General features: G+C 68.2%; 16 protein-coding genes, 1 pseudogene and 1 riboswitch. Of the genes and pseudogenes, 8 read left to right on the forward strand and 9 right to left on the reverse strand.

Annotated elements, in window-relative coordinates; translation table 11 throughout:
* Nucleotides 1-248: 248 nt before the first annotated feature.
* A complete protein-coding gene (locus tag N792_RS08940; RefSeq protein ID WP_052103841.1) occupies nt 249-563 on the reverse strand; it encodes an energy transducer TonB in 315 nt (104 codons plus the stop codon).
* A gap of 206 nt (nt 564-769) precedes the next feature.
* Here N792_RS08940 and N792_RS14275 point away from each other — a divergent pair, with 206 nt between their 5' ends.
* From N792_RS14275 to N792_RS08970, 6 genes are all read left to right on the forward strand, one after another.
* On the forward strand, nt 770-3,472 hold the full coding sequence (locus N792_RS14275) for a methyl-accepting chemotaxis protein (protein WP_269572107.1): 2,703 nt from the start codon (nt 770-772) through the stop codon (nt 3,470-3,472).
* 274 nt (nt 3,473-3,746) lie between these two features.
* A complete protein-coding gene (locus N792_RS08950; protein ID WP_052103845.1) occupies nt 3,747-6,095 on the forward strand; it encodes a methyl-accepting chemotaxis protein in 2,349 nt (782 codons plus the stop codon).
* Nucleotides 6,088-6,972 carry a CheR family methyltransferase gene (locus tag N792_RS08955; RefSeq protein ID WP_036194216.1) on the forward strand — a complete coding sequence of 295 codons (885 nt, stop codon included), beginning with the start codon at nt 6,088-6,090 and terminating at the stop codon, nt 6,970-6,972. Before N792_RS08950 ends, N792_RS08955 begins: the two co-directional genes overlap by 8 nt.
* Nucleotides 6,969-7,613 (forward strand): chemoreceptor glutamine deamidase CheD, encoded by a 645-nt coding sequence (cheD, locus tag N792_RS08960; RefSeq protein ID WP_036194218.1) that lies wholly within the window; start codon nt 6,969-6,971, stop codon nt 7,611-7,613. Before N792_RS08955 ends, cheD begins: the two co-directional genes overlap by 4 nt.
* Nucleotides 7,613-8,686: a protein-glutamate methylesterase/protein-glutamine glutaminase gene (locus tag N792_RS08965; RefSeq protein WP_052103846.1), complete on the forward strand. Its 1,074-nt coding sequence runs from the start codon at nt 7,613-7,615 to the stop codon at nt 8,684-8,686. The genes cheD and N792_RS08965 overlap by 1 nt, the downstream gene beginning before the upstream one ends.
* Before the next feature lie 126 nt (nt 8,687-8,812).
* Nucleotides 8,813-9,973: a methyl-accepting chemotaxis protein gene (locus N792_RS08970; protein WP_036194223.1), complete on the forward strand. Its 1,161-nt coding sequence runs from the start codon at nt 8,813-8,815 to the stop codon at nt 9,971-9,973.
* Nucleotides 9,974-10,318: 345 nt separating this feature from the next.
* Here the strand turns inward: N792_RS08970 and N792_RS08975 are convergent, their stop codons facing one another.
* From N792_RS08975 to N792_RS08990, 4 genes and pseudogenes are all read right to left on the reverse strand, one after another.
* Nucleotides 10,319-11,272 carry a TrmH family RNA methyltransferase gene (locus N792_RS08975; RefSeq protein ID WP_084105652.1) on the reverse strand — a complete coding sequence of 318 codons (954 nt, stop codon included), beginning with the start codon at nt 11,270-11,272 and terminating at the stop codon, nt 10,319-10,321.
* Between the two features lie 73 nt (nt 11,273-11,345).
* Nucleotides 11,346-12,842, reverse strand: a pseudogene (locus N792_RS08980) (alanine/glycine:cation symporter family protein); the annotation flags it as partial.
* Nucleotides 12,843-12,958: 116 nt separating this feature from the next.
* The gene (locus N792_RS08985) at nt 12,959-16,084 is read right to left on the reverse strand and encodes an efflux RND transporter permease subunit (protein ID WP_036194224.1); all 3,126 of its coding nucleotides are present in this window, start codon (nt 16,082-16,084) and stop codon (nt 12,959-12,961) included.
* A complete protein-coding gene (locus N792_RS08990; RefSeq protein WP_084105620.1) occupies nt 16,081-17,220 on the reverse strand; it encodes an efflux RND transporter periplasmic adaptor subunit in 1,140 nt (379 codons plus the stop codon). Before N792_RS08990 ends, N792_RS08985 begins: the two co-directional genes overlap by 4 nt.
* 281 nt (nt 17,221-17,501) lie before the next feature.
* Between N792_RS08990 and cysK the strand changes: the two genes are divergently transcribed.
* Entirely contained in the window at nt 17,502-18,455 is a 954-nt protein-coding gene (gene cysK, locus N792_RS08995) for a cysteine synthase A (RefSeq protein WP_036194377.1), read from the forward strand.
* A 232-nt stretch (nt 18,456-18,687) separates the two neighbouring features.
* On the opposite strand, the gene N792_RS09000 is transcribed toward cysK, so the two are convergent.
* From N792_RS09000 to N792_RS09015, 4 genes are all read right to left on the reverse strand, one after another.
* Nucleotides 18,688-19,692, reverse strand: coding sequence for a class I fructose-bisphosphate aldolase (locus N792_RS09000; RefSeq protein WP_036194227.1), 1,005 nt, complete (start codon nt 19,690-19,692; stop codon nt 18,688-18,690).
* Between the two features lie 90 nt (nt 19,693-19,782).
* A complete protein-coding gene (gene pyk, locus N792_RS09005) occupies nt 19,783-21,249 on the reverse strand; it encodes a pyruvate kinase (RefSeq protein WP_036194228.1) in 1,467 nt (488 codons plus the stop codon).
* A 134-nt stretch (nt 21,250-21,383) separates the two neighbouring features.
* A complete protein-coding gene (locus N792_RS09010) occupies nt 21,384-22,025 on the reverse strand; it encodes an HAD hydrolase-like protein (RefSeq protein WP_036194230.1) in 642 nt (213 codons plus the stop codon).
* A gap of 6 nt (nt 22,026-22,031) precedes the next feature.
* Nucleotides 22,032-23,207: a phosphoglycerate kinase gene (locus tag N792_RS09015; protein WP_036194233.1), complete on the reverse strand. Its 1,176-nt coding sequence runs from the start codon at nt 23,205-23,207 to the stop codon at nt 22,032-22,034.
* A 738-nt stretch (nt 23,208-23,945) separates the two neighbouring features.
* A riboswitch (cobalamin riboswitch) is annotated at nt 23,946-24,153 on the forward strand.
* Between the two features lie 491 nt (nt 24,154-24,644).
* Between N792_RS09015 and N792_RS09025 the strand changes: the two genes are divergently transcribed.
* Nucleotides 24,645-26,984 (forward strand): ribonucleoside-diphosphate reductase subunit alpha, encoded by a 2,340-nt coding sequence (locus tag N792_RS09025; protein WP_084105654.1) that lies wholly within the window; start codon nt 24,645-24,647, stop codon nt 26,982-26,984.
* Nucleotides 26,985-26,991 lie beyond the last annotated feature (7 nt).

Raw genomic sequence — 26,991 nt, forward strand, 5'->3', positions numbered from 1 at the left:
AGGGCAGGGACACCCGGCGAGTGAAAGGGTGCGGTGGTCCGGGGGCATAACGTCGGGATTTCATGACTCCCGTTACACGTCCCCACAGGCCCAGCCCCGTCGCGGCCGGCAGGCCTTTGCAGGGAAGTCAAGGCGGAGGCCTCCGTCGGCGGACGGAGGCCGGGGGACATGAGCTGCGAAGGCCTGCCGGCCGCGACGGGGTGCCCCAGGCCACGCAGAAGTCAAAGCGAAGCAGCGGACACTGGATTTCAGAGGTTGAAGTCCAGGCGCACCTTGCCGCGACCACCGCCCGGCTCGAACGTCCACTGCTTCACCGCGCTCACCGCGGCCGACTCGAACGTGCGCGACGGACGCGCATTGACGACCGAAACGCTCTCGACCTTGCCGTCGGCGCCCACGGTGAATTCCACTTCGACGAATCCCTCGGTCCGGTTGCGGGCGGCGTCGGCCGGATAGGTCGGCTCCACGCGCTTGACCGGCTTGAGGGCCTGGGCGTTGGCCTGGGCGGGGAATGCGAACGCCAGCGCGAGCGCGGCAATGGCAAGGGTCTGGTAACGGGACATGGAGGACTCCTGATAGTGGGGGGGGATGTGCCGGACAGCGGTGGACAGAACCGGACGGGAGCAAACGCTCCCGCTGCCACCCACACATCGGCCGACCCCGGAATTTCTTTAGCGCCGCAGGCAATCGTCGGGAATCGCTAAAGTTTCCGTTCATCCCGCCGTTGTCCCGGAGGTCGATCAAAACGATTCACTATCCGAGGTCTCCGATGTCCAATCGCCACTCCCCCACCTTGCTGGACCGTGCCTTGGCCCCAGCCATGCAGCTCATGGCGCGCCTGCGCTTCGGCCACAAGGCGTTGGTCATCGGCGCCGCGTTCATGCTGACCTGCGGCCTGCTGGCCGGCATCCTGGTCGTGCGCACCAACATCGACATCAGGGAAGTCAGACAACAGCGCACGGCGGTCGAAGGCCTGTCGCACCTGCAACGCTCGATGCTGGCGATGCAATCCCATCGCCAGATGGCGACCCGGGTCTCGGCCAAGCAGGACGTCCCCGCGCAGGAAATCGCCGGCGCCGCATCCACTGCCGCCACCGAACTGGAAGCTGCCGCACGCTGGGCCGGCCAGACCCTGAAGGATGCCGACGTCCGTACCGCCTTCAAGCAGGCGCAGGACGGATGGGCCAGCGTCAGCAGCGGCGACGCCGGCGCCGACGTGACCGAATCCACGATCCAGCAGGTGCGCGGACTGATGGGGCTGGTGGCGGAACGCACCGGCCTGTCGCACTCGCAGGAGCCGACCGTGCTGTACATGGGCCGCGCCGCCAGCGAGTGGTTGCCGACGCTGGCCGAATACACCTCCCAGCAGGGCGAGGTCGGCCTGCGGGTGCTTGGCGAAGGTGCGATCTGGGTCGACGACCGCACCGGCCTGGCCGTGTCGCGCACGATGCAGGACTTCCTGCGCAGCCGGATCGAACTGGAGCTGACCAACGCCGAGCAGCGCATGCCGTCGCTGGCCACCACCGCCGGCAAGCCGATCCGCAACGCGCTGGAAGCGATGGGCAAGCAGAACGAAGCCATCGCCACCCACATCCTGGACGCCGACACCCCGGAACTGCCGGTGGAAACGATGGCCGCGCGCGAACAGGCGACCCAGTTGGCGATGGCCGCCGCGATGCTCGGATCGATCAAGTCGCTGGACGCCGCGGCGGCCGCCCAGATCTCGCGCATGACAACCTCGGCCAACTTCACCTGGCTGGTCGTGGCGCTGATGCTGCTGGTCGCCGGCTATCTGTTCCTGGGCTTCAGCCGCAGCACGCGCGAGTCGCTGCGCAAGATCCAGCAGGCCACCGAGTCCATCGCCGCCGGCGAGTTTCCGCAGACCGTCCGCGTCGACAGCCGGGACGAACTGCGCGACATCGCCCGCAGCCTGGACCGCGCAGTCACCAGCCTGCGCACGTTCGCCGGCGCGCAGCGCGACGTCTACGAGGCCCACCAGGCCGGCAACATCGATGAGCGCCTGGACGCCGCGACATTCCCGGGCGCGTTCGGCGAGATGGCCGAGGAGATCAACACCCTGGTCGCCTCGCACATCGACCTGACCCGCAAGACCATCGAGATGGTCGGTGCGTACGCGCACGGCGACCTGTCGGGCGACATCGAGCGTTTCCCCGGCACCAAGGCGGAAGTCACTGCCGCGGTGGACGCGGTCAAGGCCAACACCCAATCGGTCACCGCCGAGATCAAGATGCTGGTGGACGCCGCCGTGGCCGGCGATTTCAGCCAGCGCGGCGACGCCGAGCGGTTCCAGTTCGTCTACCGCGACATGATCCTGGGCCTCAACGAACTGATGGCCAGCGCCGACCGCGGCCTCGGCGAAGTCGGCAACCTGTTGGCCGAGATGGCGCAGGGCGACCTGACCCACTTCGCGGATACCAGCCTGCCGGGCCAGTTCGGCCGCCTGGCGAACGACGCCAACGACACAGTGCGTCAGCTGTCGGAGATCGTCGGCCAGATCCGCCAGGGCAGCGACGCGATCAGCGCCGCCGCCAGCGAAATTGCCGCCGGCAACAACGACCTCTCGCGCCGTACCGAGCAGCAGGCCGCCTCGCTGGAGGAAACCGCCTCTTCGATGGAAGAGCTCACCTCCACCGTGCGCCAGAACGCCGACAACGCCCGCCAGGCCAACCAGCTGGCGATCGGTGCGGCCGAAGTCGCCGAGGTCGGGGGCGAGGTCGTCGGCCGGGTCGTGGACACCATGACCGGCATCAACGAGTCCTCGCGCAAGATCGTCGAGATCATCAGCGTCATCGACGGCATCGCATTCCAGACCAACATCCTCGCCCTCAACGCCGCGGTCGAAGCCGCCCGCGCCGGCGAGCAGGGCCGCGGCTTCGCCGTGGTCGCCTCCGAGGTGCGCTCGCTCGCGCAGCGCTCGGCCGCCGCAGCCAAGGAGATCAAGACCCTGATCGACGACTCCGTCAGCAAGGTCGAAAACGGCAGCGCATTGGTCGGCCAGGCCGGCAAGACCATGGGCGAAATCGTGACCAGCGTGAAGCGCGTCACCGACATCATTGCCGACATCTCCGCCGCCTCGCAGGAGCAGAGCAGCGGTATCGAGCAGGTCAGCCACGTCATCACCCACATGGACGAAGGCACCCAGCAGAACGCCGCGCTGGTGGAGGAAGCCACCGCTGCCGCCCGCTCGCTGGAGCAGCAGTCCGAGCAGCTGGTGCAGACCGTCGCCGCGTTCCGGCTGGAGGCCGACGCCGCTCAGGCGCAGGCCCGCGCGCACACCGGCGCCATCAACCGCGTCAGCGGGCTGGCCGGCGCTGCCGCGAATACTCCGGTCAACGCGGCGGCCAACACATCCACCAGAACCAGCCAGCCGGCCACCGCGGCCACGCCTCCCCGCGCGGTGCGGGCCGCTCCCAAGGCGGTCGCCAACGACCAGCACTGGCAGGAGTTCTAACCCGGGCCCCGACGGATCCGCGGCTCCCCGCCCGACAATCCACATGGAAGCGATGCCCTGGCGGGCGTCGCTTCCTTCATCGCCCTGCCGACTTCGACACGCTCTCCCTGGTAACGGGAGGGCGCGCGGTGCGCGGTGCGCCGCACGCCCCACGCTCCGCGCTCAAGACATCCGCCGCCCGGCCGATATCCGGGGTGCCTGCGCACGTTCCACCGCCGGCCCCCCACCGCTCCATGCCGACGACAGACGCGGTTCCCAGGCCGCGGAGTACCCCATGCGAAACAACCTCCCCATCACCGGTATCGAGATCGAACTCGACGACGATGCCACGCTGGTTTCCTACACCGACCCCGCTGGCACCATCCTGAAGGTGAATCGCGAACTCATCCGGGTGAGTGGATTCAGCGAAGCCGAACTCGTCGGCCAGCCGCACAACATCCTGCGTCACCCGCACATGCCCAGCGCGGTATTTGCCGACCTGTGGCAGACCCTCCGTGCCGGCCGGCCGTGGGTGGGCGTGATCAAGAACCGGAGCAGATGCGGCGACCATTACTGGGTGCAGGCGCATGTCGCCCCGGTCCACGAGCATGGCCGGATCACCGGCTACATGTCGGTCCGTCGCAAGGCCAGTCCCGCGGCCGTGGCGGCTGTCCAGCACCTTTATGCAGCGCTCCGTGAAGGCCGGCCGCAGGGCCTGCGCATCCGGGCCGGGGCGGTCGGCAGGCGCGACTGGCTGCGCGATCTCAATCCCCTGTGGCGGTTGTCGCTGCGCCAACGGCTGATGCTGGCGGCTGTCGGCGTCGGCGCGCTCGGAATGGGTCTGGCGACCATGGCGGCCTCCGGCATCGAGCCCCGCCTGATCTACGCCATCGCCGCGCTCAGCGGGTGTTTCGGCCTGTACAGCGCGTGGTGGCTGTCGCGCGACATCGTGGACCGGCTGGAGCAGGCGACGAGCCATTTCCGGCGCATCGGCGAAGGCGACTACACCGAGGTCATTGCGATCGCGCGCAACGACGAGATCGGCCGGGTGATGCAGGGCATCAAGTCGATGCAGATCCGCCTGGGCTTCGAGGTCCAGGAGCAGCAGCGCAATCACCGCGCGAGCACGCGCATCCGCAACGCACTGGATTTTGCCCACACCAATATCCTGGTCGCCAACCAGGACCTGGCCATCGTCTATGCCAACAGCGGCATCCGGACGTTGATGGGCGCTGCCGCCGACAGTCTCCGAGACACCGTTCCGGGATTCGACATCGAACGCCTGATGGGCAGCGACATCACGCCATTGCTGCAGGATCCTGCGCAGCCACGGGAACAACTGCTGCAACTCGACGACGCCTCGACCCGACGGCTGCACCTGGGCGCACGCACGGTGGACGTGATCGTCACGCCGGTGCGCGATGCCGGCGGCACCCAGATCGGTCTGGTCAGCGAGTGGCAGGACCGCACCACCGAGCTGGCCATGGAGGACGAGGTCACGCAGGTGCTGGAGGCCGCCGCCGACGGCGACTTCAGCCGCCGCATCCGCACCGACGACAAGCAGGGTTTCCTGCTGCTGCTGGCCGAAAGCATCGACCGGCTGCTGGCGTCGACCAGCGCCAGCCTCGATGCGATGCAGTCGGTGCTGCATGCACTGGCGCAGGGCGACCTGAGCCGCCGCATCGATGCCGACCTGCGCGGCGTGTTCGGTGACATGAAGGCCAGCACCAACCGCACCGTCGACCAGATCGCCGCGACCGTCGGTGCGATCCAGACCGGCGCCCACGCCATCGATGCCGCCGCGTCGCAGATCGCCGTCGGCAACCAGGAACTGTCGCAGCGCACCGAGCAGCAAGCCGCGTCGCTGGAGGAAACCGCCTCCTCGATGGAGGAGCTCACCTCCACCGTGCACCAGAACGCCGACAACGCGCGCCAGGCCAACCGGCTGACCATCAGCGCGGCCGAGGTGGCCAGCCAGGGCGGCGAAGTCGTCGGCCAGGTGGTCCACACCATGAGCGGGATCAGCGAGTCCTCGCGCAGGATCGTCGACATCATCGGCGTCATCGACGGCATCGCGTTCCAGACCAACATCCTCGCCCTCAATGCTGCGGTGGAAGCCGCGCGCGCCGGCGAGCAGGGCCGCGGGTTCGCGGTGGTCGCCTCCGAGGTGCGCTCGCTCGCGCAACGCTCCGCCACCGCCGCCCGGGAGATCAAGACCCTGATCGACGATTCGGTCGAGCAGGTCGGCATCGGCAGCCAGCTGGTCGAGCAGGCGGGCCGGACCATGCAGGACATCGTCAGCAGCGTGAAGCAGGTGGCCGGCCTGGTCGCCGACATCAGCCAGGCATCGCAGGAGCAGTCCGCCGGGATCGACCTGATCAACCAGATGATCACGCAGGTGGACGAAGGCACCCAGCAGAACGCCGCGCTGGTCGAGGAAGCCGCCGCCTCGGCGCGCAGCCTGGAACAGCAGTCCGGACACCTGGTGCAGACCGCGGCGGCATTCCGCCTCGGCAATGAAGACACCCGACCCGCGACACCCGCGCTGAGCGCCGAATACCCGAAGGCCGGGACACACCGCTCATCAGGCGTCACGGCAGCCGTGGCAGGGCCAGTCACCAGACGGATGCCCCGACATGCATGAGACCGTTGCGACTGCGCCCCGTGACCCGGCGACGGCGCGGGAGTTCGTCTTCGACGAGCGCGACTTCCGTCGCGTGGCCCGGTTGATCCACGTCCGAGCGGGAATCGCCCTCAGCCCACACAAGCGGGACATGGTGTACAGCCGCCTGGCCCGGCGCGTGCGCGCGACCGGCATGGAGCGCTTCGACGAATACCTGGATGCCCTGGAGCGCGACGACGGTCCGGAATGGGAGCACTTCACCAACGCGTTGACGACCAACCTCACGTCGTTCTTCCGCGAGTCGCACCATTTCGACATCCTGTCCGAGCACCTGCTCGCCGCCCACGCGACGCGCACCGACCGCCGCGCGCCACTGACGATCTGGTGCTGCGCCGCGTCCACCGGCGAGGAGCCCTACTCCATCGCCATCGCGGCCTGCGAGGCGTTCGCCACCCTCGCCCCGCCGGTGCGTATCCTGGCGACCGACATCGATACCAGCGTGCTGGAGACCGCCGCCCTGGGGCGGTATTCGCTCGACCGCATCGACGCGCTGTCACCGCAGCGGCGGCAGGCCTACTTCCAGGCCGGCAGCGGTCCCAACGCGGGTCTGTGCCGGGTACGCCCGGAGCTGCAATCGCTGGTGAGCTTCCGCCCGCTCAACCTGCTGGATGAAAGCTACCGCCTGCGCGGCGGGTTCTCGGCGGTGTTCTGCCGCAACGTGATGATCTATTTCGACAAGCCCACCCAGTACCTGGTGCTGTCGCGGATCGCGCCGTTGCTGGCGCCGGGCGGGCTGCTGTTCGCCGGCCACTCCGAAAGCTTCACCCACGCGCTCGACGTGGTCACCCCGTGCGGACGCACCACCTACCGGGCCACCGGAACCGCGACTTCGCCATGAGAAGCCGCCATTCCGGCAGTGCCGCTGTTGCCGATCCGGCCCGGGTCACCGAGCCCGGCCACTATTACGACAAGGCCCTGCAGACCCACGCGGTGCGGCTGATGCCGGCCGAATACCGGGTCAGCAGCGAGCCGCTGGCACTGGTCACCCTGCTGGGGTCGTGCGTGGCGGCCTGCCTGTACGACCCGCTGGTCGGCGTCGGCGGCATGAACCACTTCATGCTGCCCGGCGCGGCCGGCAACACCCGCAACGACCTCGCCGATGGCGACATGAGCGCCCGCTATGGCGCGCACGCGATGGAGCTGGTGATCAACGATCTGCTCAAGCGCGGCGCCAGCCGGTCGCGGCTGCTGGCCAAGGTGTTCGGCGGCGGCAACGTGCTCAGCGGCTTCCAGAACGACCCCATCGGCACCCGCAACGCGCGCTTCGTGCTGCAGTACCTGGTGGCCGAGCGCATCCCGGTGGTCGCGCAGGACCTGGGCGACACCCAGCCGCGCAAGGTGTGCTTCTTCGTCCAGACCGGCCGCACCCTGGTGCGCCGCCTGCCATCCACCCGCGACGACGACATCGTCCGCGCCGAGCGCGCCTACTACGGCGACCTCAACCGCGCGCCGGTCGCCGGCAGCGTCGAGCTGTTCTGATGACCCCCCTTCGCACCGCCCCCAAACCAGCGACGGACGGAAGACGCGTCCGGGTGCTGGTGATCGACGACTCCGCGCTGATGCGCCGGCTGATGAGCGACCTGCTGTCGGTCGACCCGCTGATCGAGGTGGTCGGCACGGCGGCCGATCCGTTCATCGCCCGCACCAAGATCAAGCGCCTGTCCCCCGACGTGCTCACCCTGGACGTCGAGATGCCGCGCATGGACGGACTGAGCTTCCTGGGCAACCTGATGCGCCTGCGGCCGATGCCGGTGGTGATGGTGTCCACGCTGACCGCAAAAGGCGCGGCTGTGACCCTGGACGCGCTGGCCGCCGGCGCGGTGGACTGCATCGCCAAACCGCAGGCCGATCTCGGCGGCGGGCTGTCGGCGTACGGCGAACAGCTGCGGGCGAAGGTCCGCCAGGCCGCGAACACCCGTGCCGTCAGCCGCGCCACGGCGCCCAACCGACCTGTGCCCGCTACCGCCTACCGGCACCCGAACCTGCATGTCATCGCCATCGGCGCCTCCACCGGCGGCACCAACGCGATCCTCGATGTGCTGTCGGCGCTGCCCGCGGACACGCCGCCGATCGTGATCGCGCAGCACATCCCGGGCGCCTTCAGCGCGGCGTTTGCCGAGCGCCTCAACCAGCACAGCGCGATGACGGTGGTGCACGCCGGGCCGAGCCAGCCGCTGCTGCGGGGGCATGCCTACGTCGCTCCGGGCGGGTTCCATCTGCGCGTGTATCGACGCGGCACCGCCTGGCACTGCGGTACCAGCGACGACGAGCCGGTCAACGGCCACCGCCCCAGTGTCGACGTGCTGTTCGAGTCGGTCGCCCAGCACGTCGGCTCCGGCGCCGGTGCCGCCCTGCTGACCGGCATGGGCAGCGATGGCGCACGCGGGTTGCTGGCGTTGCGCAATGCGGGCGCCTACACACTGGCCCAGGACCAGCCCAGCAGCATCGTCTGGGGCATGCCCGGGGCCGCGGTCGCGCTGGGCGCGGCGCAGCAGGTCGCGCCGCTGAACCAGGTCGCGACCCGCCTGCTGGGCCGGGGCGAAGTGCGTTGACCGGCTTGCCAGCTCCGCACGACGCGCCGCGCAACTGCCCGGCAAGCCCAATGCAGCGGCTCCCTCCTAAAGCCCGCCGCCTCCCGGCCGTTATCTGATATTGACCGCCCCCCAATGAGAGCAGCAATGGACTCCCGTGTAGTCATTCGACTGGCCGCGCCGCTGGCACTGACCCTTCTTCTGTTGTGTGCCCAACTGTTCGACTGGCCGACGGCCGCGCGACTGGGCATCACCGTCGCCACCGCGGCGGCCTGGCTGGTGTTCGCCTGGGTGCAGAACCAGGGCACCCCGTCGGTGGTGATGCGCGAGCAGACCCGCGTGCTGGAGGACCTGCGCAACTTCATCAGTGCCGAAGTCAGCGGTTCGCGCACCGAGATCGAACGCACCCGCGAGCTGATCCGCGAGTCGGTGGGCAAGCTGGGCGGCAGCTTCGAGGCCGTCAACCGCAAGTCGCGCCAGCAGAGCGAGATCGTCACCCGCATCATCGACCGCACCGGCGAGGAAGGCGGCATGGACGTGCACCAGTTCGCCCTGCAGGCCAGCCAGAAGATGGAGCAGCTGGTCGAGGCGTTGGAAGAGGTCAGCGGCCAGAGCAGCAACACCGTCACCCATATCGACGCGATGGCCGAGCACCTGGACGGCATCTTCGCCCTGCTGGAAGACGTCAAGTCGATCGCCGACCAGACCAACCTGCTCGCGCTCAACGCCGCAATCGAAGCGGCGCGTGCGGGCGAGGCCGGACGCGGGTTCGCCGTGGTCGCCGACGAGGTCCGCAACCTGTCGGAGCGCTCCACCACGTTCAACGAGCAGATCCGCAAGCTGGCCCACAGCTCCAAGGATGCGATCGCCAAGGTCCGCGACACCGTCAGCCGGATGGCCTCGCGTGATCTGGACCGCTCGCGCGGCGCGCGTGCCGAAGCGGCCGGCATGCTGGAACGCGTGGACGGCATGAACCGCGGCCTCGGCAACGGCATGCGCGAAATCGCCGAATGCGGCCAGGCCATCGACAGCTCGGTAGCCGAGGCGGTGCGTTCGCTGCAGTTCGAGGACATCGCCACCCAGGCCCTGGGCGCGGCAACCCTCCACCTGGAGCGCCTGAACGACATCAACCGCGAGGCCGCCACGCTGCAGGAGCTGCTCCACCGCCGCCACAGCGACAGCGACGTCCAGCTCGCCCTCAAGCAGCTGATGCAGCGCGTCGGCCAGATGCGCGGCGAATGGGAGCGCCCGCCGCACAAGCCGGTGATGCAGCAGTCCATGGATGCCGGCAGCGTCGAGTTGTTCTGAGGCGAGCTGTTCTGAGTCGAGCTGCTCCGAGGCGAGCTGACCTGAGCCACGTTGGACAACCAGACCAGCGTCGTCGATCCATGAAACAAAGCGGGCCCATGCAGCAGTGCATGGACCCGCTTTTTTTCGTCCGACTGGATTCCCTTCCGTTGTAGGAGCGACGTGAGTCGCGACCTGTACATCAATTCCGGGCCCGTGTGCGATCACGGCTGTCGTAGCAACGGGATGCGGGTGGAGCCACGACGTCAGCGTGTATCCCTGCGCGTTCGCGACTGACGTCGCTCCTACGAAAAGCCGGTCATCGTGTCGTGGCAGTCACGACGGCGACTCGCCGGGACGCCAGACTTACCGCCGATGCCGCCACGCGGCCAGCAATACCGCGGTCGCGGCGGCAACGTTGAGGCTTTCCACCGCACCGCTGCCGGGGATCGACAGGCGCAGGTCACAGGCGCTGGCGAACTGGCGGTCCATGCCTTCGCTTTCCGCGCCAAGCACAAACACCAGTCGCCCGGGCAACGCCGTCGCGAACAGATCGTCTCCGCCTTCGACCACGGTCGCGGCGAGGGCGAAGCCGGCGTCGTGCAGCTGCGCGAGCGCATCGGCGCTGTCCGGCAGACGCACCATCGTCACCGCTTCCGCGCCGCCTTCGGCCACGCGGGCGGCGGCACCGGACAGCGCCAACGGCGAGTCGGCCGGCAGCAACACCGCGGCTGCGCCAAAGTGCGCGGCCGAGCGCAGGATCGCGCCGAGGTTGTGCGGGTTGCCCACGCCATCGAGCCAGATCACGCACTGCGGACCGGTCGGCACGTCGCGCAACCAGTCCGACAAAGGCATCGGCTCGACACGCAGCACATCGGCGACCACGCCTTCGTGGTGCGAGCTGGCCGCCAGCTTGCGCAGGTCATCCTCCTCCACCACCCGATAGCCGACGCGCTGGGCGGCGCACCACTTCAACAGGGGCTGCAGCTGCGGGATCCTGGCCTCGGCCAGATAGACCTTGCGGATCGCCTCGGGCCGCTGTGCGAACACCGCGCTGACCGCGTTGAAGCCGTACAGACGCAGCTCGCGGCCCTGCTTGTCGGACGCGTGCTTGTCGAACACGCGAGGGGGCGATGCCGGGGACGGCTCCGTCGACCGGTCTGCTTCGCGTGATGGCCGGTCACCGCGGGCTGCCCACGGCGAGCCTGTCTGCGGTGCACGCGGTGACGCGGGGCGCGCATCATCACGGCTGCCGCCGCGACCGTCGCCCTTGTTGCCACCGTCGCGGCCACCCCCGCGCTTCCAGGGATCAGCGGACATCGGCATCAGCCAACAACGGTGCGGGCATCACGTCAGCCGCGGCAGCGCGTTCACGCACGGCATGGCTCGCCACCCGCTCTTCCCAGAATCCGGCGTTGCGGATGCCCAGCGACAAAGGATCGAAAACCGGATCCAGTCCCAGCTTCCGCTGCCGCTCGTAATCGCGCAGCGCCAGCATCGCCGGCTTTTGCACGACCAGGATCGCGACGACGTTGAGCCACGCCATCAGCCCCACGCCGATGTCGCCCAGCGCCCAGGCCATGTGGGCGTTGTGGTACGCACCGAAGACCACCATCCCGATGATGCCCAGCCGCAGCAGCAGCGTCGCCAGCGGGTGGGTGCGGCGGGTGCCGGCGATGTAGGTCAGGTTGGTTTCGGCCATGTAGTAATAGGCCATGATCGTGGTGAAGGCGAAGAAGAACAGCGCCAGCGCGACGAAGCCCGCGCCCCAGCCCGGCAACACCGATTCCACCGCCGCCTGGGTGTACTGCGCGCCCTCGGAGGGCCGCAATCCGGGCACGCCGGTGTACATCGCCTCCAGCGTTTCCCCGCCGGCGTCCTTGACCACGCGGAAGGTGTTGTACATGCCCGTGGACAGCACCAGGAACGCGGTGGAGGTGCACACCAGCATGGTGTCGAAGTAGATCGCGAACGCCTGCACGTAGCCCTGCTTGGCCGGGTGCGAGACCTCGGCCGCGGCCGCCGCGTGCGGGCCGGTGCCCTGGCCGGCCTCGTTGGCGTAGATGCCGCGCTTCACGCCCCAGGCGATGGCCTGGCCGATGATCGCGCCGAACGCGGCATGCGCGCCGAACGCGCTGGAGAAGATGTCGGCGAACATCGTCGGCACTTTTTCGGCGTTGAGGATCATCACCATCACCGCCATCAGGATGAAGGCCAGTGCCATGAACGGCACCACGATCTCGGCGAAGGTGGCGATGCGCCGGATCCCGCCGAAGATGATCACCGCCAGCAGCACGCCGACACCGAGCCCGATCCACAGCTTCACCATCCCGGCCCCGCCGAACGGCACGCAGGCGTCACCGCCGTTGCACAGCACATTGCTGGCGCTGTCGGCGATCGCGTTGGCCTGCACGCCCGGCAGCAACAGGCCGGTGGCCACAATGGTGGCGACCGCGAATGCGGTGGCGTACCACTTCAGGCCCATCGCCTTTTCGATGTAGTAGGCCGGACCGCCGCGGTAGCGACCCTCGGCATCCTTGGTCTTGTAGATCTGCGCCAGGGTGGACTCGACGTACGAGGTCGATGCGCCGAGGAAGCCCATCACCCACATCCAGAAGATCGCGCCCGGCCCGCCGTAGGCGATCGCGGTGGCGACGCCGGCGATGTTGCCGATGCCCATGCGCCCGGCCATCGAAATCGCCAGCGCCTGGAACGAGGACACGCCGGCCTCGGACTTCTGCCCGCTGACCGTGAGCCGGCACATCTCGGCGAAGCCGCGTATCTGCATGAAGCGCGTGCGCAGGCTGAACCACAGGCCCGCGGCCAGGCACATGAAGATCAGCGCGTTGCTCCAGATGACCCCATTGATTGCGTTGACGACTGCTTCCACGAATTTCCCCGGTTTGGCCGGCCAGATGACCGGCGACAAGAGTGGCACCTTAACCGCATTGGGCCGTCACGAAAAACCCCGGTCCGAAGACCGGGGCAGAAGGGGTTGCCGGTGGCTCAGGCGTGGCCGCCGACCTCCGGGGTTTCCGCCGCCAGCGTGTCCAGCTCGTTGGACAGCGCCTGCGGCGAGCGGGTGTATTTCGCCAGCAGCACGTAGAACGCCGGCACCACGAACAACGACAGCAGGGTCGACAGCGACACGCCGAAGATGATCACCACGCCGATCGTCGCCCGGCTGGCCGAACCCGGGCCGCCGGCCGCGACCAGCGGCACCGCACCGACCGCGGTGGAGATCGAGGTCATCAGGATCGGCCGCAACCGCACCCCGGCCGATTCGATGATCGCCTCCTGGATGCTGCGGCCCGAATCGCGCAACTGGTTGGCGAACTCGACGATCAGGATGCCGTTCTTCGCCGCCAGTCCCACCAGCATCACGATGCCGATCTGACTGAACAGGTTCAGCGTGCCGCCGGTCACCGCCAGCCCGACCAGCGCGCCCAGCACCGCCAGCGGCACCGTCAGCATGATCACGAACGGATGGATGAAACTCTCGAACTGGGCCGCCAGCACCAGGTACACCACCAGCAGGGCCAGGGTGAAGGTCAGCAGCACCGCGCTGCCGGCTTTCTGGAACTCGCGCGACTCGCCCTTCCAGTCGACCTGGGCGTACTCGGGCAGCTCGGCCGCGACCGTGGCGTTCAGGAACGCCAGCGCCTCGCCCATCGTGTAGCCCGGCGCCAGGCCGGCGGTGATGGTGATCGCGCGCATGCGGTTGAACCGGTTCAGGCTGCCGGCCTCGGCCAGCTCGCTCAGGGTGACCAGGTTGGACAGCGGGATCAGTTCGCCGCCATTGCCGCGCACCTGGATCGCGGTCAGGTCGGCCGGCGAGGCGCGACCGGCGCGGCCGGCCTGCACCAGCACGTCGTATTCCTCGCCTTCCTGGACGAACGTGGTGACCCTGCGACCACCCATCATCGTCTCCAGCGCGTGGCCGATCTCGGTCACGCTCACGCCCAGGTCGGCCGCGCGCTGGCGGTCGATCTCGACCCGCATCTGCGGCCGGGTTTCCTTGTAGTCCGAGTCCACCGAGAACAGCCCGGGGTTGGCTTCCATCTTCTCCATCAGGGTGTCGCGCCATTGCGCGATCTCGGCATATTCCGGGCCGCCCAGCACGATCTGGATCGGCTGCCCGCGGCTGCCGACCAGGCCGCCGCCGACGCGCGGCTGCGCCTGCACGCCGGTCAGTTTGCTGAAGTCGGCGCGCAGCGAATCGGCGACCTCGGCGGTGCTCATGTCGCGCTGGTTCCAGTCCTGCAGGAACACGATCACGTTGCCGGTATGCATCTCCTCGCTCGCCCCCCAGCCGCCCGGCGCACGCGAGTTGTAGCGGCGGATCGCCCGGTCCTCGCCGGTGTGTCCGGCCATGATCTGCTCGACCTGCTGGATCTGCGCGACCGTGTAGTCGAAGCCGGCGCCCTCCGGACCGACGACCGACACGAAGAACGAGCCGCGGTCCTCGGCCGGCGCCAGTTCGGACGGCACGTAGCGGATCAGGCCGTAACTCAGCGCCAGCGCGCCCAGCATCAAGCCGGCCACCAGCCATGGCTTGCCCAGGTGACGCCCCAGCCACGCCTGATAACTGCCGCTGAGCTGGGCCAGCTTGCCGCTGATCCAGCGATGGACCCGGTTGGAGCGCTCCTCGCCCCGCGGCCGCACCAGCTTGGAGGACATCATCGGCGTCAGGGTCAGGGCGACGAACGCCGACAGCGCCACCGCACCGGCCAGCGCCACCGACAGCTCGCGGAACAGCCGCCCGGTGTTGCCCTCCATGAACCCGACCGGCAGGAACACCGCCACCAGCACCGTGGTGGTCGCGATCACCGCGAAGGCAACCTGTTTGGTGCCGCGCGCGGCGGCGACCAGTGGCGGTTCGCCGAGGTCGGCACGACGCTGGATGTTCTCCAGCACCACGATCGCGTCATCGACCACCAGGCCGATCGACAGCACCAGTGCCAGCAGGGTCAACAGGTTGATCGAGTAGCCGAACAGGTACAGCGGGATGAACGCGGCGATCAGGCACACCGGCACCGTCACCGCCGGGATCAGCGCGGCGCGGAAGCTGCCCAGGAACAGCCAGATCACCAGCAGCACCAGCACCATTGCCTCGGCCAGCGTCCAGTACACACGCTTGATGGATTCGTCGATGAACACGGTCGCGTCGTAGGCGACGAAGATGCTCATCCCTTCCGGCAGCGTCTTCTGGATCTCCACCGCCTCGGCCTTGGCCGCGCGGGTCACGTCCAGCGCGTTGGCGGTGGAGGTCTTGATGATGCCCAGCCCGACGTTCGGCTCGCCGTTGCTCTTGTAATAGGCGCGGCGCTCCGCCGATGCGAGCTCGACCTGGGCGACATCGCCCATGCGCACCACATAGCCGTCGGCACCCTGCTTGATCCGGATCTGGGCGAAGTCCTCGGGCTTTTCGTACTGGCGTGCCACGCGCAGGGTGAAGTCCCGGTTCTCCGACTCGATCCGGCCGGCCGGCAGTTCCACGTTCTCGGCCCGCAGCGCGCTCTCGATGTCGCGCGCGGTGATGTCGCGCGCTGCCATCGCCGCGCTGTCCAGCCAGATCCGCATCGCGTAACGCTGCTGCCCGCCGATCCGCACCTGGGCGACCCCGTCAAGGCTCGACAGGCGGTCGGCGATGTAGCGGTCGGCGTAATCCGACAGCTGCAGTGCGTCCATCGTGGGAGAGCTCATGTTGAGCCAGATGATGGTGTCCGAATCGCTGTCGGCCTTGCGCACCTGGGGCGGATCGGCCTCATCGGGCAGGCGGCTGGCGACGCCGCTGATGGCATCGCGCACGTCGTTCGCGGCCGCCTCGATGTCGCGCTCCAGGGTGAACTCCAGGGTGACCCCGGAGCGCCCGTTGATGCTGCGCGACTGGATCATCTCCACGCCTTCGATGCCCGACAGCGCATCCTCCAGCACCTGGGTGATCCGGGTCTCGACCACCGCCGCGGACGCGCCGGGATAACTGACATCCACCGATACGATCGGCGGGTCGATCGCCGGCAGCTCGCGCAGGGTCAGGCGCGAGAACGCCATCACGCCCAGCACCATCAACAGCAGGCTGATGACGGTGGCGAACACCGGCCGGCGGATGGAAAGATCGGAGAGATTCATGAGCCTTCGGCTGCCGTCTTGCGCTCGGCGTCTTCCGTGCCCGCCGCATCCTTTCCGGGCACCTCGCCGGCCGGTGCCGTTGCGTCAGCCGGCGTCGCCGCCGCATCTGCGGCGGTGATCTTCGAGCCGACCCGCAGCTTGCCGGTGCCGTCGACCACGATCTCGTCGCCGGCCTGCAACCCGCTGGTCACCTCCGCCAGGCCATCTGCACGGCTGCCGACCGTCACGTCGGCGCGTTCCACGGTCCGGTCCGGCCGCACCCGGTAAAGGTAGGAACTGCTGCCCACCTGCACGATGGCGATCTCGGGCACCAGCAGCGCCTCGCGCGCAGGCCGTACCAGGGTGACCTGCATCAGCATGCCCGGACGCAGGCGGCGGTCCTCGTTGGGGAAATCACCGCGCACCACCACCGCGCGTGTGGCCGGATCGATCCGCGAATCGACCATCGCGACGCTGCCGGTGAACTCCTGTCCGGGCCACGACGCACTGGTCGCGCGCAGCACCTGGCCAACGCCCAGATGCGCCAATGCCGATTCCGGCACGGGGAAATCGACGTACACGCGGCTGGTGTCGTCCAGGTTCGCGATCGGCGTTCCCGGCGTCACCAGCGCGCCCGGACTGACCTGGCGCACACCCAGCACGCCGGAAAACGGCGCCCGGATCACCCGATCCGACAACTGCGCGCGGATCTGCTCGACCCGCGCGGCCGAGGCATCGCGCACGGCGCGCTGGGTATCGACGGCGGATCGGGCGACCAGCTGCTGTTCACCCAGCTGCGCGAGCCGCCGGTACAACCGGTCCGCCTCGCTCGCACTGGCCTGCGCTTCGGCCAGGTTGGACTGCTGCTGCCGGTCGCTCAGGGTCACCAGCGGTGCGCCGGCCTTGACCAGGTCGCCACTGTCGAAATGCACGTCCTGCACGGTTTCGCTGACCTTGGCGGTGAGCGTCACCGACTCGCGCGCCTTGACCGTGCCCAGCGCCTGGACGGTGTCGTTCCAGGCCTGCATCCGCACCTGGTGGGTGGTTACCGGGATCGCACCCGCCATGGTGGGCGCCGGCGCGTCCTTGCCGCAGGCCACCAGTAAAAATGCAGATAAAAGGGCGCAGGCCGCGCGTCGTCCGGTCTGGATTCGCATGCTTTCTCGGGTCAATCAGAAGTGTGGGGATACAGCCAAGGAAAAATGAACAGCTGGAAACCGGTATCGCACGTCCTCAAGACGGACAGCCCGATGAGTCTAGTCGTCGCTGGCAACGTCCGCGTGGGCCATAGGTTGACCCCGGGTCGGACTGAGGACAGACCCGGCAAAGTGGTGCAACCCAGCGTTTCACTGGCTCACTGTGTCTTTACCGGGGTATGGCGCAGGCTTGCGGACGACCCGACGACCGCGGGCTCTCCATGGATGAAGGAACCTCCCAGATGATCCACGACAGCATTCTCGACACCATCGGCCACACCCCCGTGGTACGCCTGAACCGGATGACACCCGCCGGCGTCACCCTCTATGCCAAGGCCGAATCATTCAACCCCGGCGGCTCGGTCAAGGACCGGCTGGCGCTGGCGGTCATCCTGGACGCCGAGGCGCGCGGCCTGCTCAAGCCCGGCGACACCGTCATCGAAGCGACCTCGGGCAACACCGGCGTGGCCCTGGCAATGGTCTGTGCCGCGCGCGGCTACAAGTTCGTCGCGGTGATGACCGAGACGTTCTCGATCGAGCGCCGTAAATTGATGCGCGCCTACGGGGCCAAGGTCATCCTCACCGCGGCCGCCGAACGCGGCACCGGCATGGTGCTCAAGGCCGAAGCGCTGGCGAAGCAGCACGGCTGGTTCCTCGCCCGCCAGTTCGCCAACCCGGCCAATCCCGCCTATCACCGCCAGACCACGGCGGCGGAAATCCTGCGGGACTTCGCCGGCCGCCGGCTCGACTGTTTCGTCAGCGGCTGGGGCACCGGCGGCACCCTGACCGGCGTCGGTGAGGTGCTCAAGGTCGCCCGTCCCGAAGTCCGCATCGTCGCCTGTGAGCCGGCCGGCGCGGCCCTGTTGGCCGGCCAGGAATGGCACCCGCACAAGATCCAGGGCTGGACCCCGGATTTCCTGCCCGAAGTGCTCAACCGCGACATCGCCGACGCGATCCTGCCGGTCGACGACGTACTGGCCCGCGACACCGCGCTCCGCCTGGCCCGCGAGGAAGGCATCTTCGTTGGTATCTCCGCCGGCGCCACCGTCGCCGCCGCACTGGAGGTGGCGAAATCCGCTGCTGAAGGCACGGTGATCCTGGCGATGCTGCCCGACACCGGCGAGCGCTACCTCAGCACCTTCCTGCTGGAAGGCGTCAACGAAGGTTCCGATGACGAGTGGCTGGCGGGCCTGTAGTTGTAGCCGGGTGGTGCATTGCGCCTTCGGCTTGATGCACCCTACGCCCGTCACCCGTAGGGCGTATTAGGCCGGCAGGCCGTAATACGCCGGTGCCGGCAGGCCGTAATACGCCGATGCCGTAGGCTGCAATACGCCGGGCACCACACCCACCGAACACAATGCAGAACGCCGGCACGAGGCCGGCGTTCTGCGCTGTTCCACCATCGACTGGAATTCGGTCGACCCGGTATCAGCCCTTCCACTCGCCCAGCGCGGCCAGGCCGTTGGCGCGGGCGCGCTCGAACACCATCGCCTGCGCCGGGCCGATGTTGCCGGCGATGTCCTTCGACCAGATCTGCAGCGCCGCCGACTGCATCGCGCGGCCGTAGGAGAACGACAGCGGCCAGGGGTTCGGGCCCGCGAGGTTCATGGCGTTGAGATGCGCGGTGGCGTCCGCGTCGGACTGGCCACCGGACAGGAACACGATGCCCGGCAGGGTGGCCGGCACGGTCGACTTCAGGCAGCGCAGGGTCTCGGCGGCGACTTCCTCGATCGACGCCTTGTCGCTGCAGGTCGAACCCGGCAGCACCATCGACGCCTTCAGGATCGTGCCCTCCAGCATCACGTTGTGCTCGTACAGCGAGCCGAACAACGAACGCAGGGTGACTTCGGTGACGTCGTAGCAGGTGTCGATGTCGTGGCTGCCGTCCATGATCACTTCCGGCTCGACCATCGGCACCAGGCCCTGCTCCTGGCACAGTGCGGCGTAGCGCGCGAGCGCGTGCGAGTTGGCCTCGATGCAGGTGCCCGACGGGATGTCATCGCCGATGTTGATCACCGCGCGCCACTTGGCGAAGCGGGCGCCGAGCTTGTAGTACTCCTCCAGCCGCGCACGCAGGCCGTCCAGGCCTTCGGTCACCACTTCGCCCGGGAAGCCGGCCAGCGCGTGGGTGCCCTTGTCGACCTTGATGCCCGGGATGATGCCGTTGTCCATCATCACCTTCGCGAACGGCACGCCGTCCCTGGTGGACTGGCGCAGGGTCTCGTCGAACAGGATCGCGCCGGAGATGTGCTGGCTCAGGTTCGGCGTGGTCAGCAGCATCTCGCGGTAGGCGCGGCGGTTCTCTTCCGTGCACTCGACGCCGACGCTGTCGAAACGCTTCTTGATGGTGCCGGTGGATTCGTCGATCGCGATGATGCCCTTGCCCGGGGCGACCATTGCCTGGGCGATTTCAGCAAGCTGTTCGATGCTCATGGAGTTCCTGCAGGAAGTGGCGGAGTCAGCCCGTGAGTATAGCGGCCCACCGGAGCAAAGGCCATTGCGAAACAGTGGCTTACGGGCACATCACAGCTCGCCCAGTCCCTCGGTGCTGCCCTCCTCGCCCACCAGCAGCAGGCGCAGGGTGTTGGTCGCGCCGCGGTGCTCCATGTGGTCGCCGCTGGTGAAGATCACCCGCTCCCCCACGGCCAGCTGGTCGGCCTGGAAGAGTTGCCGGATCGCACTGCGCACGGCGTCGCGCGTGGCCAGGCCGCGGCTGTCGAAATCCAGCGGGATCACGCTGCGCATCAACGCCATCTTGCGCCGGGTGCCGGGGTGACGGGACAGGCCGAAGATCGGCACCGGCGCGCGGAACCGCGACAGGAAGCCGGCCGTGCCGCCCGACTCGGTCATCGCCACGATCGCGCGCACCCCGATGTGCTCGGACACGAACATCGCCGCCATCGCGATCGCCTGGTCGGCGCGCTGCAGGTTGCGCGGAGCGGCCTCGAAATCGGTGTCGTGGTCGAACTGGCGCTCCGCGCCCAGGCAGATGCGCACCAGCGCCTCGACCGACTTGACCGGATAGCGGCCGGCGGCGGATTCGGCCGACAGCATCACCGCATCGGTGCCGTCGATCACCGCATTGGCGACATCGAGCACCTCGGCGCGGGTCGGGATCGGGCTTTCGACCATCGACTGCAGCATCTGGGTGGCGGTGATGACCACCCGGTGGCGGGCCAGCGACTCGCGGATGATCTTCTTCTGCAGGCCCGGCAGCTCGGCATCACCGATCTCCACCCCCAGATCACCGCGCGCCACCATCACCACGTCGCTGGCGTCGATGATCTCGCCCAGGTTCTCGATCGCTTCGGCACGCTCGATCTTCGATACCAGCGCGGCATCGCTGCCCGCCGCGCGCGCGATCCGGCGGGCATCGTGCATGTCGGCGGCGGTACGGCAGAACGACACGGCGATGAAGTCGACCCCGATCTGCGCGGCCACCTGGATCAACGCCTCGTCGTGTTCGGTCAGCGCACCCAGCGACAGGCCGCCGCCCTGCTTGTTCAAACCCTTGCGGTCCGACAGGACGCCGTCGTTGAGCACGCGGGTGACGATGCGCTGGCCGTCCACCGCTTCCACGCGCAGCTGCATCATGCCGTCGTCGAGCAGCAGCACATCCCCTGCAACAACATCGCCGGGCAGGCCGAGGTAGCTGACGCCGACCTCGATTTGCGTGCCCGGCGGGGCATCGGCGCGGGCCAGCAGGTCGAAGCGGTCGCCGGCGCTGAGGTGCACCTTGCCTTCGGCGAAGCGGTCGATGCGGATCTTCGGCCCCGGCAGGTCGGCCAGGATGCCGATCTCACGCCCGACCTTGTGCGCGGCCGCGCGCACCGCCTCGGCGCGTGCGACATGCGACGCCGGATCGCCGTGGGAGAAGTTCAATCGCACCACGTCGACACCGGCGGCGATGATCGCCTCCAGCACGCCGGGCGCATCGGTCGCCGGGCCGAGGGTGGCAAGGATCTTGGTACGTCGCAGCAGCGCGGCCATCGGGAAACTTCCATGCAGGGATCGATCGGATCACGCTAGCACGAGTTCCGGGCCCTCCTGCCCGATGAAACTCCCGGCAGACGGCAGCCGCGGCAACTCCGGAATGGATCGGCCAACCGGTCCCGCGGAACGGTTCAACCGGCCAGCAGGCCAGCCAATTGCGCCGGCTCGGCTGCCAGGGTCTGCGCACCGGCGGCGCGCAGTTCCGCTTCCCCGCCGAAGCCCCACAGAACGCCGACGTTGCGCATGCCGTGATGGCGCGCGCCTTCGATGTCCATGCGGCGGTCGCCGATCATCCAGCACTGCGCCGGGTCCAGCTGCAGCCGATCCAGCGCCTCGGCGATCAGCTCGGGCTTGTCGCTGAGGCGGCCGTCGACGGTCGCGCCGATCACGTCGTCGAAGCGATGGCCGAACGGCAGGTGGTCGACGATCTTGCGCGCGTGCGGCTCGTTCTTCGCGGTCACCACGGCAAGGCGGTGGCCGGCGGCGTGCAGCGACTCGATGACCGCGCCGATCCCGGCATAGAGCTCGTGCTCGGCCCAACCGTGGGTCTCGAAGCGCACGCGGTAGTGTTCCACCGCACGCTCGACATCGGCCGGGTCATCGAACAACGGCCCGAAGCTGGTACGCAGCGAAGGTCCGATCCAGCGTCGCAACTCCGACTGCGGGGGCACCGCCACGTCCATCTGCGTCAGGGCGTGCGCCACACAGCGGGTGATGCCGACCGCCGAGTCGATCAGCGTGCCGTCCATGTCGAAGAACAGGGTGGGTTTCATCGACGCTCAGCCGCGCGCCTTCAGGGCCGTCACCGCCGGCAGCTCCTTGCCTTCCAGGAACTCCAGGAACGCGCCGCCGCCAGTGGAGATGTAACTCACCCGGTCGGCGATGCCGTACTTGTCGACCGCCGCCAGAGTGTCGCCGCCACCGGCGATCGAGAACGCGTTGCTGTCGGCGATGGCGCGGGCCAATGCCTCGGTGCCCTTGCCGAACGCATCGAACTCGAACACCCCGACCGGGCCGTTCCAGACCACCGTCCCGGCACTCTTGATCATTGCCGCGTAGCGCGCCGCGGTGTCCGGGCCGATGTCGAGGATCATGTCGTCCGCGCCGACCGCATCGACCGCCTTCACCGTGGCCGGCGCATCGGCCGCGAACGCGGGTGCGACCACCACGTCGGTCGGCACCGGGATGTCGGCGCCGCGCGCTTTCGCGTCGCTCATGATCTGCTTCGCGGTGTCGACCAGGTCCATTTCCACCAGCGACTTGCCCACCCCATGCCCCATCGCGGCGATGAAGGTGTTGGCGATGCCACCGCCGACGATCAACTGGTCGACCTTGCCCACCAGCGAGGACAGCAGCTCCAGCTTGGTGCTGACCTTGGAGCCGGCGACGATCGCCAGCAGCGGCCGCGCCGGCTGGTCGAGTGCCTTGCCAAGCGCATCCAACTCCGCCATCAACAACGGGCCACCGGCCGCGACCGGCGCGTGCCGGATGACGCCATGGGTGGAGGCCTGCGCACGGTGTGAGGTGCCGAACGCGTCCATCACGAACACATCGCACAGCGCGGCATAACGCTTCGACAAAGCCTCGTCATCGGCCTTCTCGCCGACGTTCATGCGGCAGTTTTCCAGCAGCACCAGCTGGCCGGGAGCGACCTCGACACCGTCGACCCAGTCCTTGACCAGCGGCACGTCGATGCCGAGCAGCTCCGACAGCCGCGCTGCCACCGGTGCCAGCGAGTCGGCTTCGCTCCAGTTGCCTTCGGTCGGCCGACCGCGGTGCGACATCACCATCACCGCCGCGCCCTTTTCCAGCGCCAGCTTCAGGGTCGGCAGCGCCGCCGTGATGCGCTGCTCGGAGGTGATCCGGCCCTCGGCGTCGATCGGCACGTTCAGATCCTCGCGGATCAGCACGCGTTTGCCGGCTAGGTCGAGGTCGGTCATGCGGAGAATGGTCATGGGCGTTTCCGTGATGGCGATAAGAGCCGGGCGATCGCCAGGCTCGGGCCGGCCATTGTCCCGTCCGGGGAGGAGTCGGGCAAACCTTGCACGGTTGACTGAGGTGCAGGCCCGGAAAGGCGTGGCAAGCCATTGGCCAAAAAAATCCCGGACAGCGGACGAGCGCGCGCACGGGGCATCGCCGCAAGTCGCTCCACGATATTCGCTTGGTTTCGCCGATACCCCGCACACGCCTGCACACTGACGATGCGGTTGATGGAGCAAAGCGGGAAGCCATCGGGCTGGCGGACATCTCGACCCGAAACCGACCGTCCGATACAGGCCAAAGCGGACGCAACCAAAAGGCCAAACGAGCGCCGGCGTACTCGGGTAGCGCCTGTCGGGTGGCTTGGACACCAGGCGAATTTCGTGGAGCGACTGGCCAAGCTGCCCGGCAGGCGCGCTCACGAATCTCTCCCGCCGCGGCTCACTCCATGGCCAACAAGCGATCCCACCGCAGATCACATGCCGAGCAACCATCGCAGCCGGAAGAAAAACAGGCGCCGATCCACTGCCACGCGCCTGTCGGGTGGCTGGGACATCAGGCGAATTTCGTGGAGCGACTGGCCAAGCTGTCCGGCAGGCGCAATCGCGAATCTCTCCCGTCGCCGCCCTTCATTGCAACAACATTCCGACCCGACCCGGCTATTTCACGTCGCGGCAACTACCCACATATTGTGTTGACTAACCAACAAAACACGATATGTTGTGCCCGTCGGTGCCGATCCTCGCGGTCGGCTGAAAAGGGAAGCCGGTGTGAATCCGGCGCTGCCCCGCAGCGGTAAATGGAAACGAACGCCGTCTTGGCACTGGGGCAACACGCCCTGGGAAGCGACGGCCAGTAGGAAAGTCAGGCGCTGCCTGCCACGTCCAGAGCCCGAAGACCTGCCGACAACCGCGCGATGCACACCGCGCGGTGACCGGCCAGGGAGTCTTCGGGGGAAGACGGTCGGTGTCGCAGCACCCTGCCTCGCGGCGGGGTGACAGGGCGTCCACCGACGCCAGCCGACACCTTCCGCTTCAGACCCGGAAACTCCACCGCCCGCGGGGGCGTGGCCGTGCCGTCGGCACCGCGTTCTTTGCGCGTGTCGGTGGCGCGACACGCCTCCGTGCGTCGTCCTTCGAGGGAAGGCCGACGACCCGTGCGCCCTGCACCGGAGCCCACCCATGACCGTCCTCCACGCCGAGACAGACCTCGCACCACCCGGCATCGCCGCCACCCACTCGGCCGAAGTGGTTCCCACCATCCCCGGCCACGCCCGCGAATCTGCCGATTCCGTCAGCACCGAAGCGACCGTGACCGATGCGACCGGGAATACCGCATCCACCGCAACTGCGCCATCGGGCGACAACGACCAGCCCGGCTTCACCCTCACTCCGCCCGCCGCCGCCCTGAGCATGCGGGTGACCAAGCGCAACGGCAGCCGCGAGCCGGTCGACCTCAACAAGATCGTGCGTGCGATCACCCGCTGCAGCGACGACCTGTACGCGGTCGACCCGATGCGCGTCGCCACCCGTACGATCTCCGGCCTGTACGACGGCGCGACCACGTCCGAGTTGGACGAGCTGTCGATCCGCACCGCCGCCCTGCTGACCGCCGAGGAGCCCGAATACGGCCGCCTTGCCGCGCGCCTGCTCGCCGGCGTGATCGAGAAGGAAGTCGCGTCCATCAACATCAACGCGTTCTCGCAATCGGTGCAGCGCGGCTTCGACCTGGGCCTGATCAACGAACGCCTGCTGGGCTTCGTGCAGGCCAACGCGCGCAAGCTCAACGACGCGATCGACCACACCCTCAACACCCGTTTCGACTACTTCGGCCTGCGCACGGTGTACGACCGCTACCTGTTGCGCCACCCGACCGCGCGCACGGTGATCGAGACGCCGCAGCAGTTCTTCCTGCGCATCGCCTGCGCGTTGTCGGAGGACGTCAATGATGCGCTCGCGCTGTACCGGCGCATGGCTCAGCTGGACTACCTGCCCAGCTCGCCGACGCTGTTCAACGCCGGCACCACCCACGAGCAGTTGTCGAGCTGCTTCCTGCTCGACTCGCCCGAGGACTCGCTGGAGGCGATCTACCAGCGCTACATGGACGTCGCCAAGCTGAGCAAGTTCAGCGGCGGCATCGGGCTTTCCTGGAGCCGGGTGCGCTCGCGCGGCTCGCTGATCCGCTCCACCAACGGGCTGAGCAACGGCATCGTGCCGTGGCTGAAGACGCTGGATGCCTCGGTCGCGGCGGTGAACCAGGGCGGCAAGCGCAAGGGCGCGGCCTGCGTGTACCTGGAGCCGTGGCACGCCGATGTGGAGGAGTTCCTGGAGCTGCGCGACAACACCGGCGAGGACGCCCGCCGCACCCACAACCTCAACCTCGCCAACTGGATCCCCGACGAGTTCATGCGCCGGGTGGAAGCCGACGCGATGTGGTCGCTGTTTGATCCGGCGGTGCTGGCCCGCAACGGCACGCAGCTGACCGACCTGTTCGGCGAGGCGTTCGACCGCGCGTACCACGCCGCCGAAGCCGCCGGCCTGGCGACCCGACAGGTCAAGGCGCGCGAGCTGTACGGACGGATGATCCGCACCCTCGCCCAGACCGGCAACGGCTGGATGAACTTCAAGGACAAGTCCAACCGCGCCTGCAACCAGACCCTGCGCGAAGGCAACGTGGTGCACCTGTCGAACCTGTGCACGGAGATCCTGGAAGTGACCTCGCAGGAGGAGACCGCAGTCTGCAACCTGGGCTCGATCAACCTCGCCCACCACGTCGAGGGCAGCGGCATCGGCGATGTTGCCCGGTTCGATTTCGACAAACTGGCCGAGACCGTGCGCCTGGCGGTGCGCCAGCTGGACCGCGTGATCGACCTGAATTTCTACCCGATCGACACCGCGCGCCGGGGGAACCTCAAATGGCGGCCGGTCGGTCTGGGCGCGATGGGCCTGCAGGACGTGTTCTTCAAACTGCGGCTGCCGTTCGACTCCGGGCCAGCGCGCGAGCTGTCCCGGCGGATCGCCGAGGAGATCTACTTTCACGCCCTGTCCGCCTCCTGCGAGCTGGCCATCGAGCAGGGTCGGCATCCCGCGTTCGGCGATACCCGCGCCTCGCAGGGCGAACTGCAGTTCGAGGCATGGGACGTGACCCCGACCGACCTCGCCCGCTGGGACGCACTGCGCTCGCGCATCCGCGAAAACGGCCTGCGCAACTCGCTGCTGATCGCGATCGCCCCGACCGCCACCATCGCCTCAATCGCCGGCTGCTACGAATGCATCGAGCCGCAGGTGTCCAACCTGTTCAAGCGAGAAACGCTGTCGGGCGATTTCCTGGTGGTCAACAAGTACCTGGTCGAGGAGCTCAAGACGCTCGGGCTGTGGACGCCGGACCTGCGCGACGCGGTGAAACTGGCCGACGGCTCGATCCAGGGTATCGGCCAGATTCCCGAAGCGCTGCGGCAGGTCTACCGCACCGCCTGGGAGTTGCCGATGCGCTCGCTGATCGACATGGCCGCCGACCGCGGTGCCTTCATCGACCAGAGCCAGTCGCTGAACCTGTTCATCGAGAACCCGAGCATCGGCCCGCTGTCGTCGATGTACATGTACGCGTGGAAGCGGGGCTTGAAGACGACTTACTACCTGCGCTCGCGGCCGGCGACGAGGATTGCCAAATCGACCGTCAGCGCGCCGGTGCCCAACGCCGAAGCGATCGCCTGCTCGCTGGAGAATCCGGAGAGCTGCGAAGCCTGCCAGTAGGCGGTAC

This window comes from Lysobacter concretionis Ko07 = DSM 16239 (assembly GCF_000768345.1).
In the GTDB taxonomy this organism is placed as follows: domain Bacteria; phylum Pseudomonadota; class Gammaproteobacteria; order Xanthomonadales; family Xanthomonadaceae; genus Novilysobacter; species Novilysobacter concretionis.

Coding starts and splice junctions, on each gene's coding strand:
- cheD (WP_036194218.1), top strand. CDS start 6,969: ATGAGAAGCCGCCATTCCGGCAGTGCCGCTGTTGCCGATCCGGCCCGG.
- cysK (WP_036194377.1), top strand. CDS start 17,502: ATGATCCACGACAGCATTCTCGACACCATCGGCCACACCCCCGTGGTA.
- N792_RS08965 (WP_052103846.1), top strand. CDS start 7,613: ATGACCCCCCTTCGCACCGCCCCCAAACCAGCGACGGACGGAAGACGC.
- N792_RS08990 (WP_084105620.1), bottom strand. CDS start 17,220: ATGCGAATCCAGACCGGACGACGCGCGGCCTGCGCCCTTTTATCTGCA.
- N792_RS14275 (WP_269572107.1), top strand. CDS start 770: ATGTCCAATCGCCACTCCCCCACCTTGCTGGACCGTGCCTTGGCCCCA.
- N792_RS08985 (WP_036194224.1), bottom strand. CDS start 16,084: ATGAATCTCTCCGATCTTTCCATCCGCCGGCCGGTGTTCGCCACCGTC.
- N792_RS09010 (WP_036194230.1), bottom strand. CDS start 22,025: ATGAAACCCACCCTGTTCTTCGACATGGACGGCACGCTGATCGACTCG.
- N792_RS08955 (WP_036194216.1), top strand. CDS start 6,088: ATGCATGAGACCGTTGCGACTGCGCCCCGTGACCCGGCGACGGCGCGG.
- N792_RS09015 (WP_036194233.1), bottom strand. CDS start 23,207: ATGACCATTCTCCGCATGACCGACCTCGACCTAGCCGGCAAACGCGTG.
- pyk (WP_036194228.1), bottom strand. CDS start 21,249: ATGGCCGCGCTGCTGCGACGTACCAAGATCCTTGCCACCCTCGGCCCG.
- N792_RS08975 (WP_084105652.1), bottom strand. CDS start 11,272: ATGTCCGCTGATCCCTGGAAGCGCGGGGGTGGCCGCGACGGTGGCAAC.
- N792_RS08970 (WP_036194223.1), top strand. CDS start 8,813: ATGGACTCCCGTGTAGTCATTCGACTGGCCGCGCCGCTGGCACTGACC.
- N792_RS08940 (WP_052103841.1), bottom strand. CDS start 563: ATGTCCCGTTACCAGACCCTTGCCATTGCCGCGCTCGCGCTGGCGTTC.
- N792_RS09000 (WP_036194227.1), bottom strand. CDS start 19,692: ATGAGCATCGAACAGCTTGCTGAAATCGCCCAGGCAATGGTCGCCCCG.
- N792_RS08950 (WP_052103845.1), top strand. CDS start 3,747: ATGCGAAACAACCTCCCCATCACCGGTATCGAGATCGAACTCGACGAC.
- N792_RS09025 (WP_084105654.1), top strand. CDS start 24,645: ATGCGGGTGACCAAGCGCAACGGCAGCCGCGAGCCGGTCGACCTCAAC.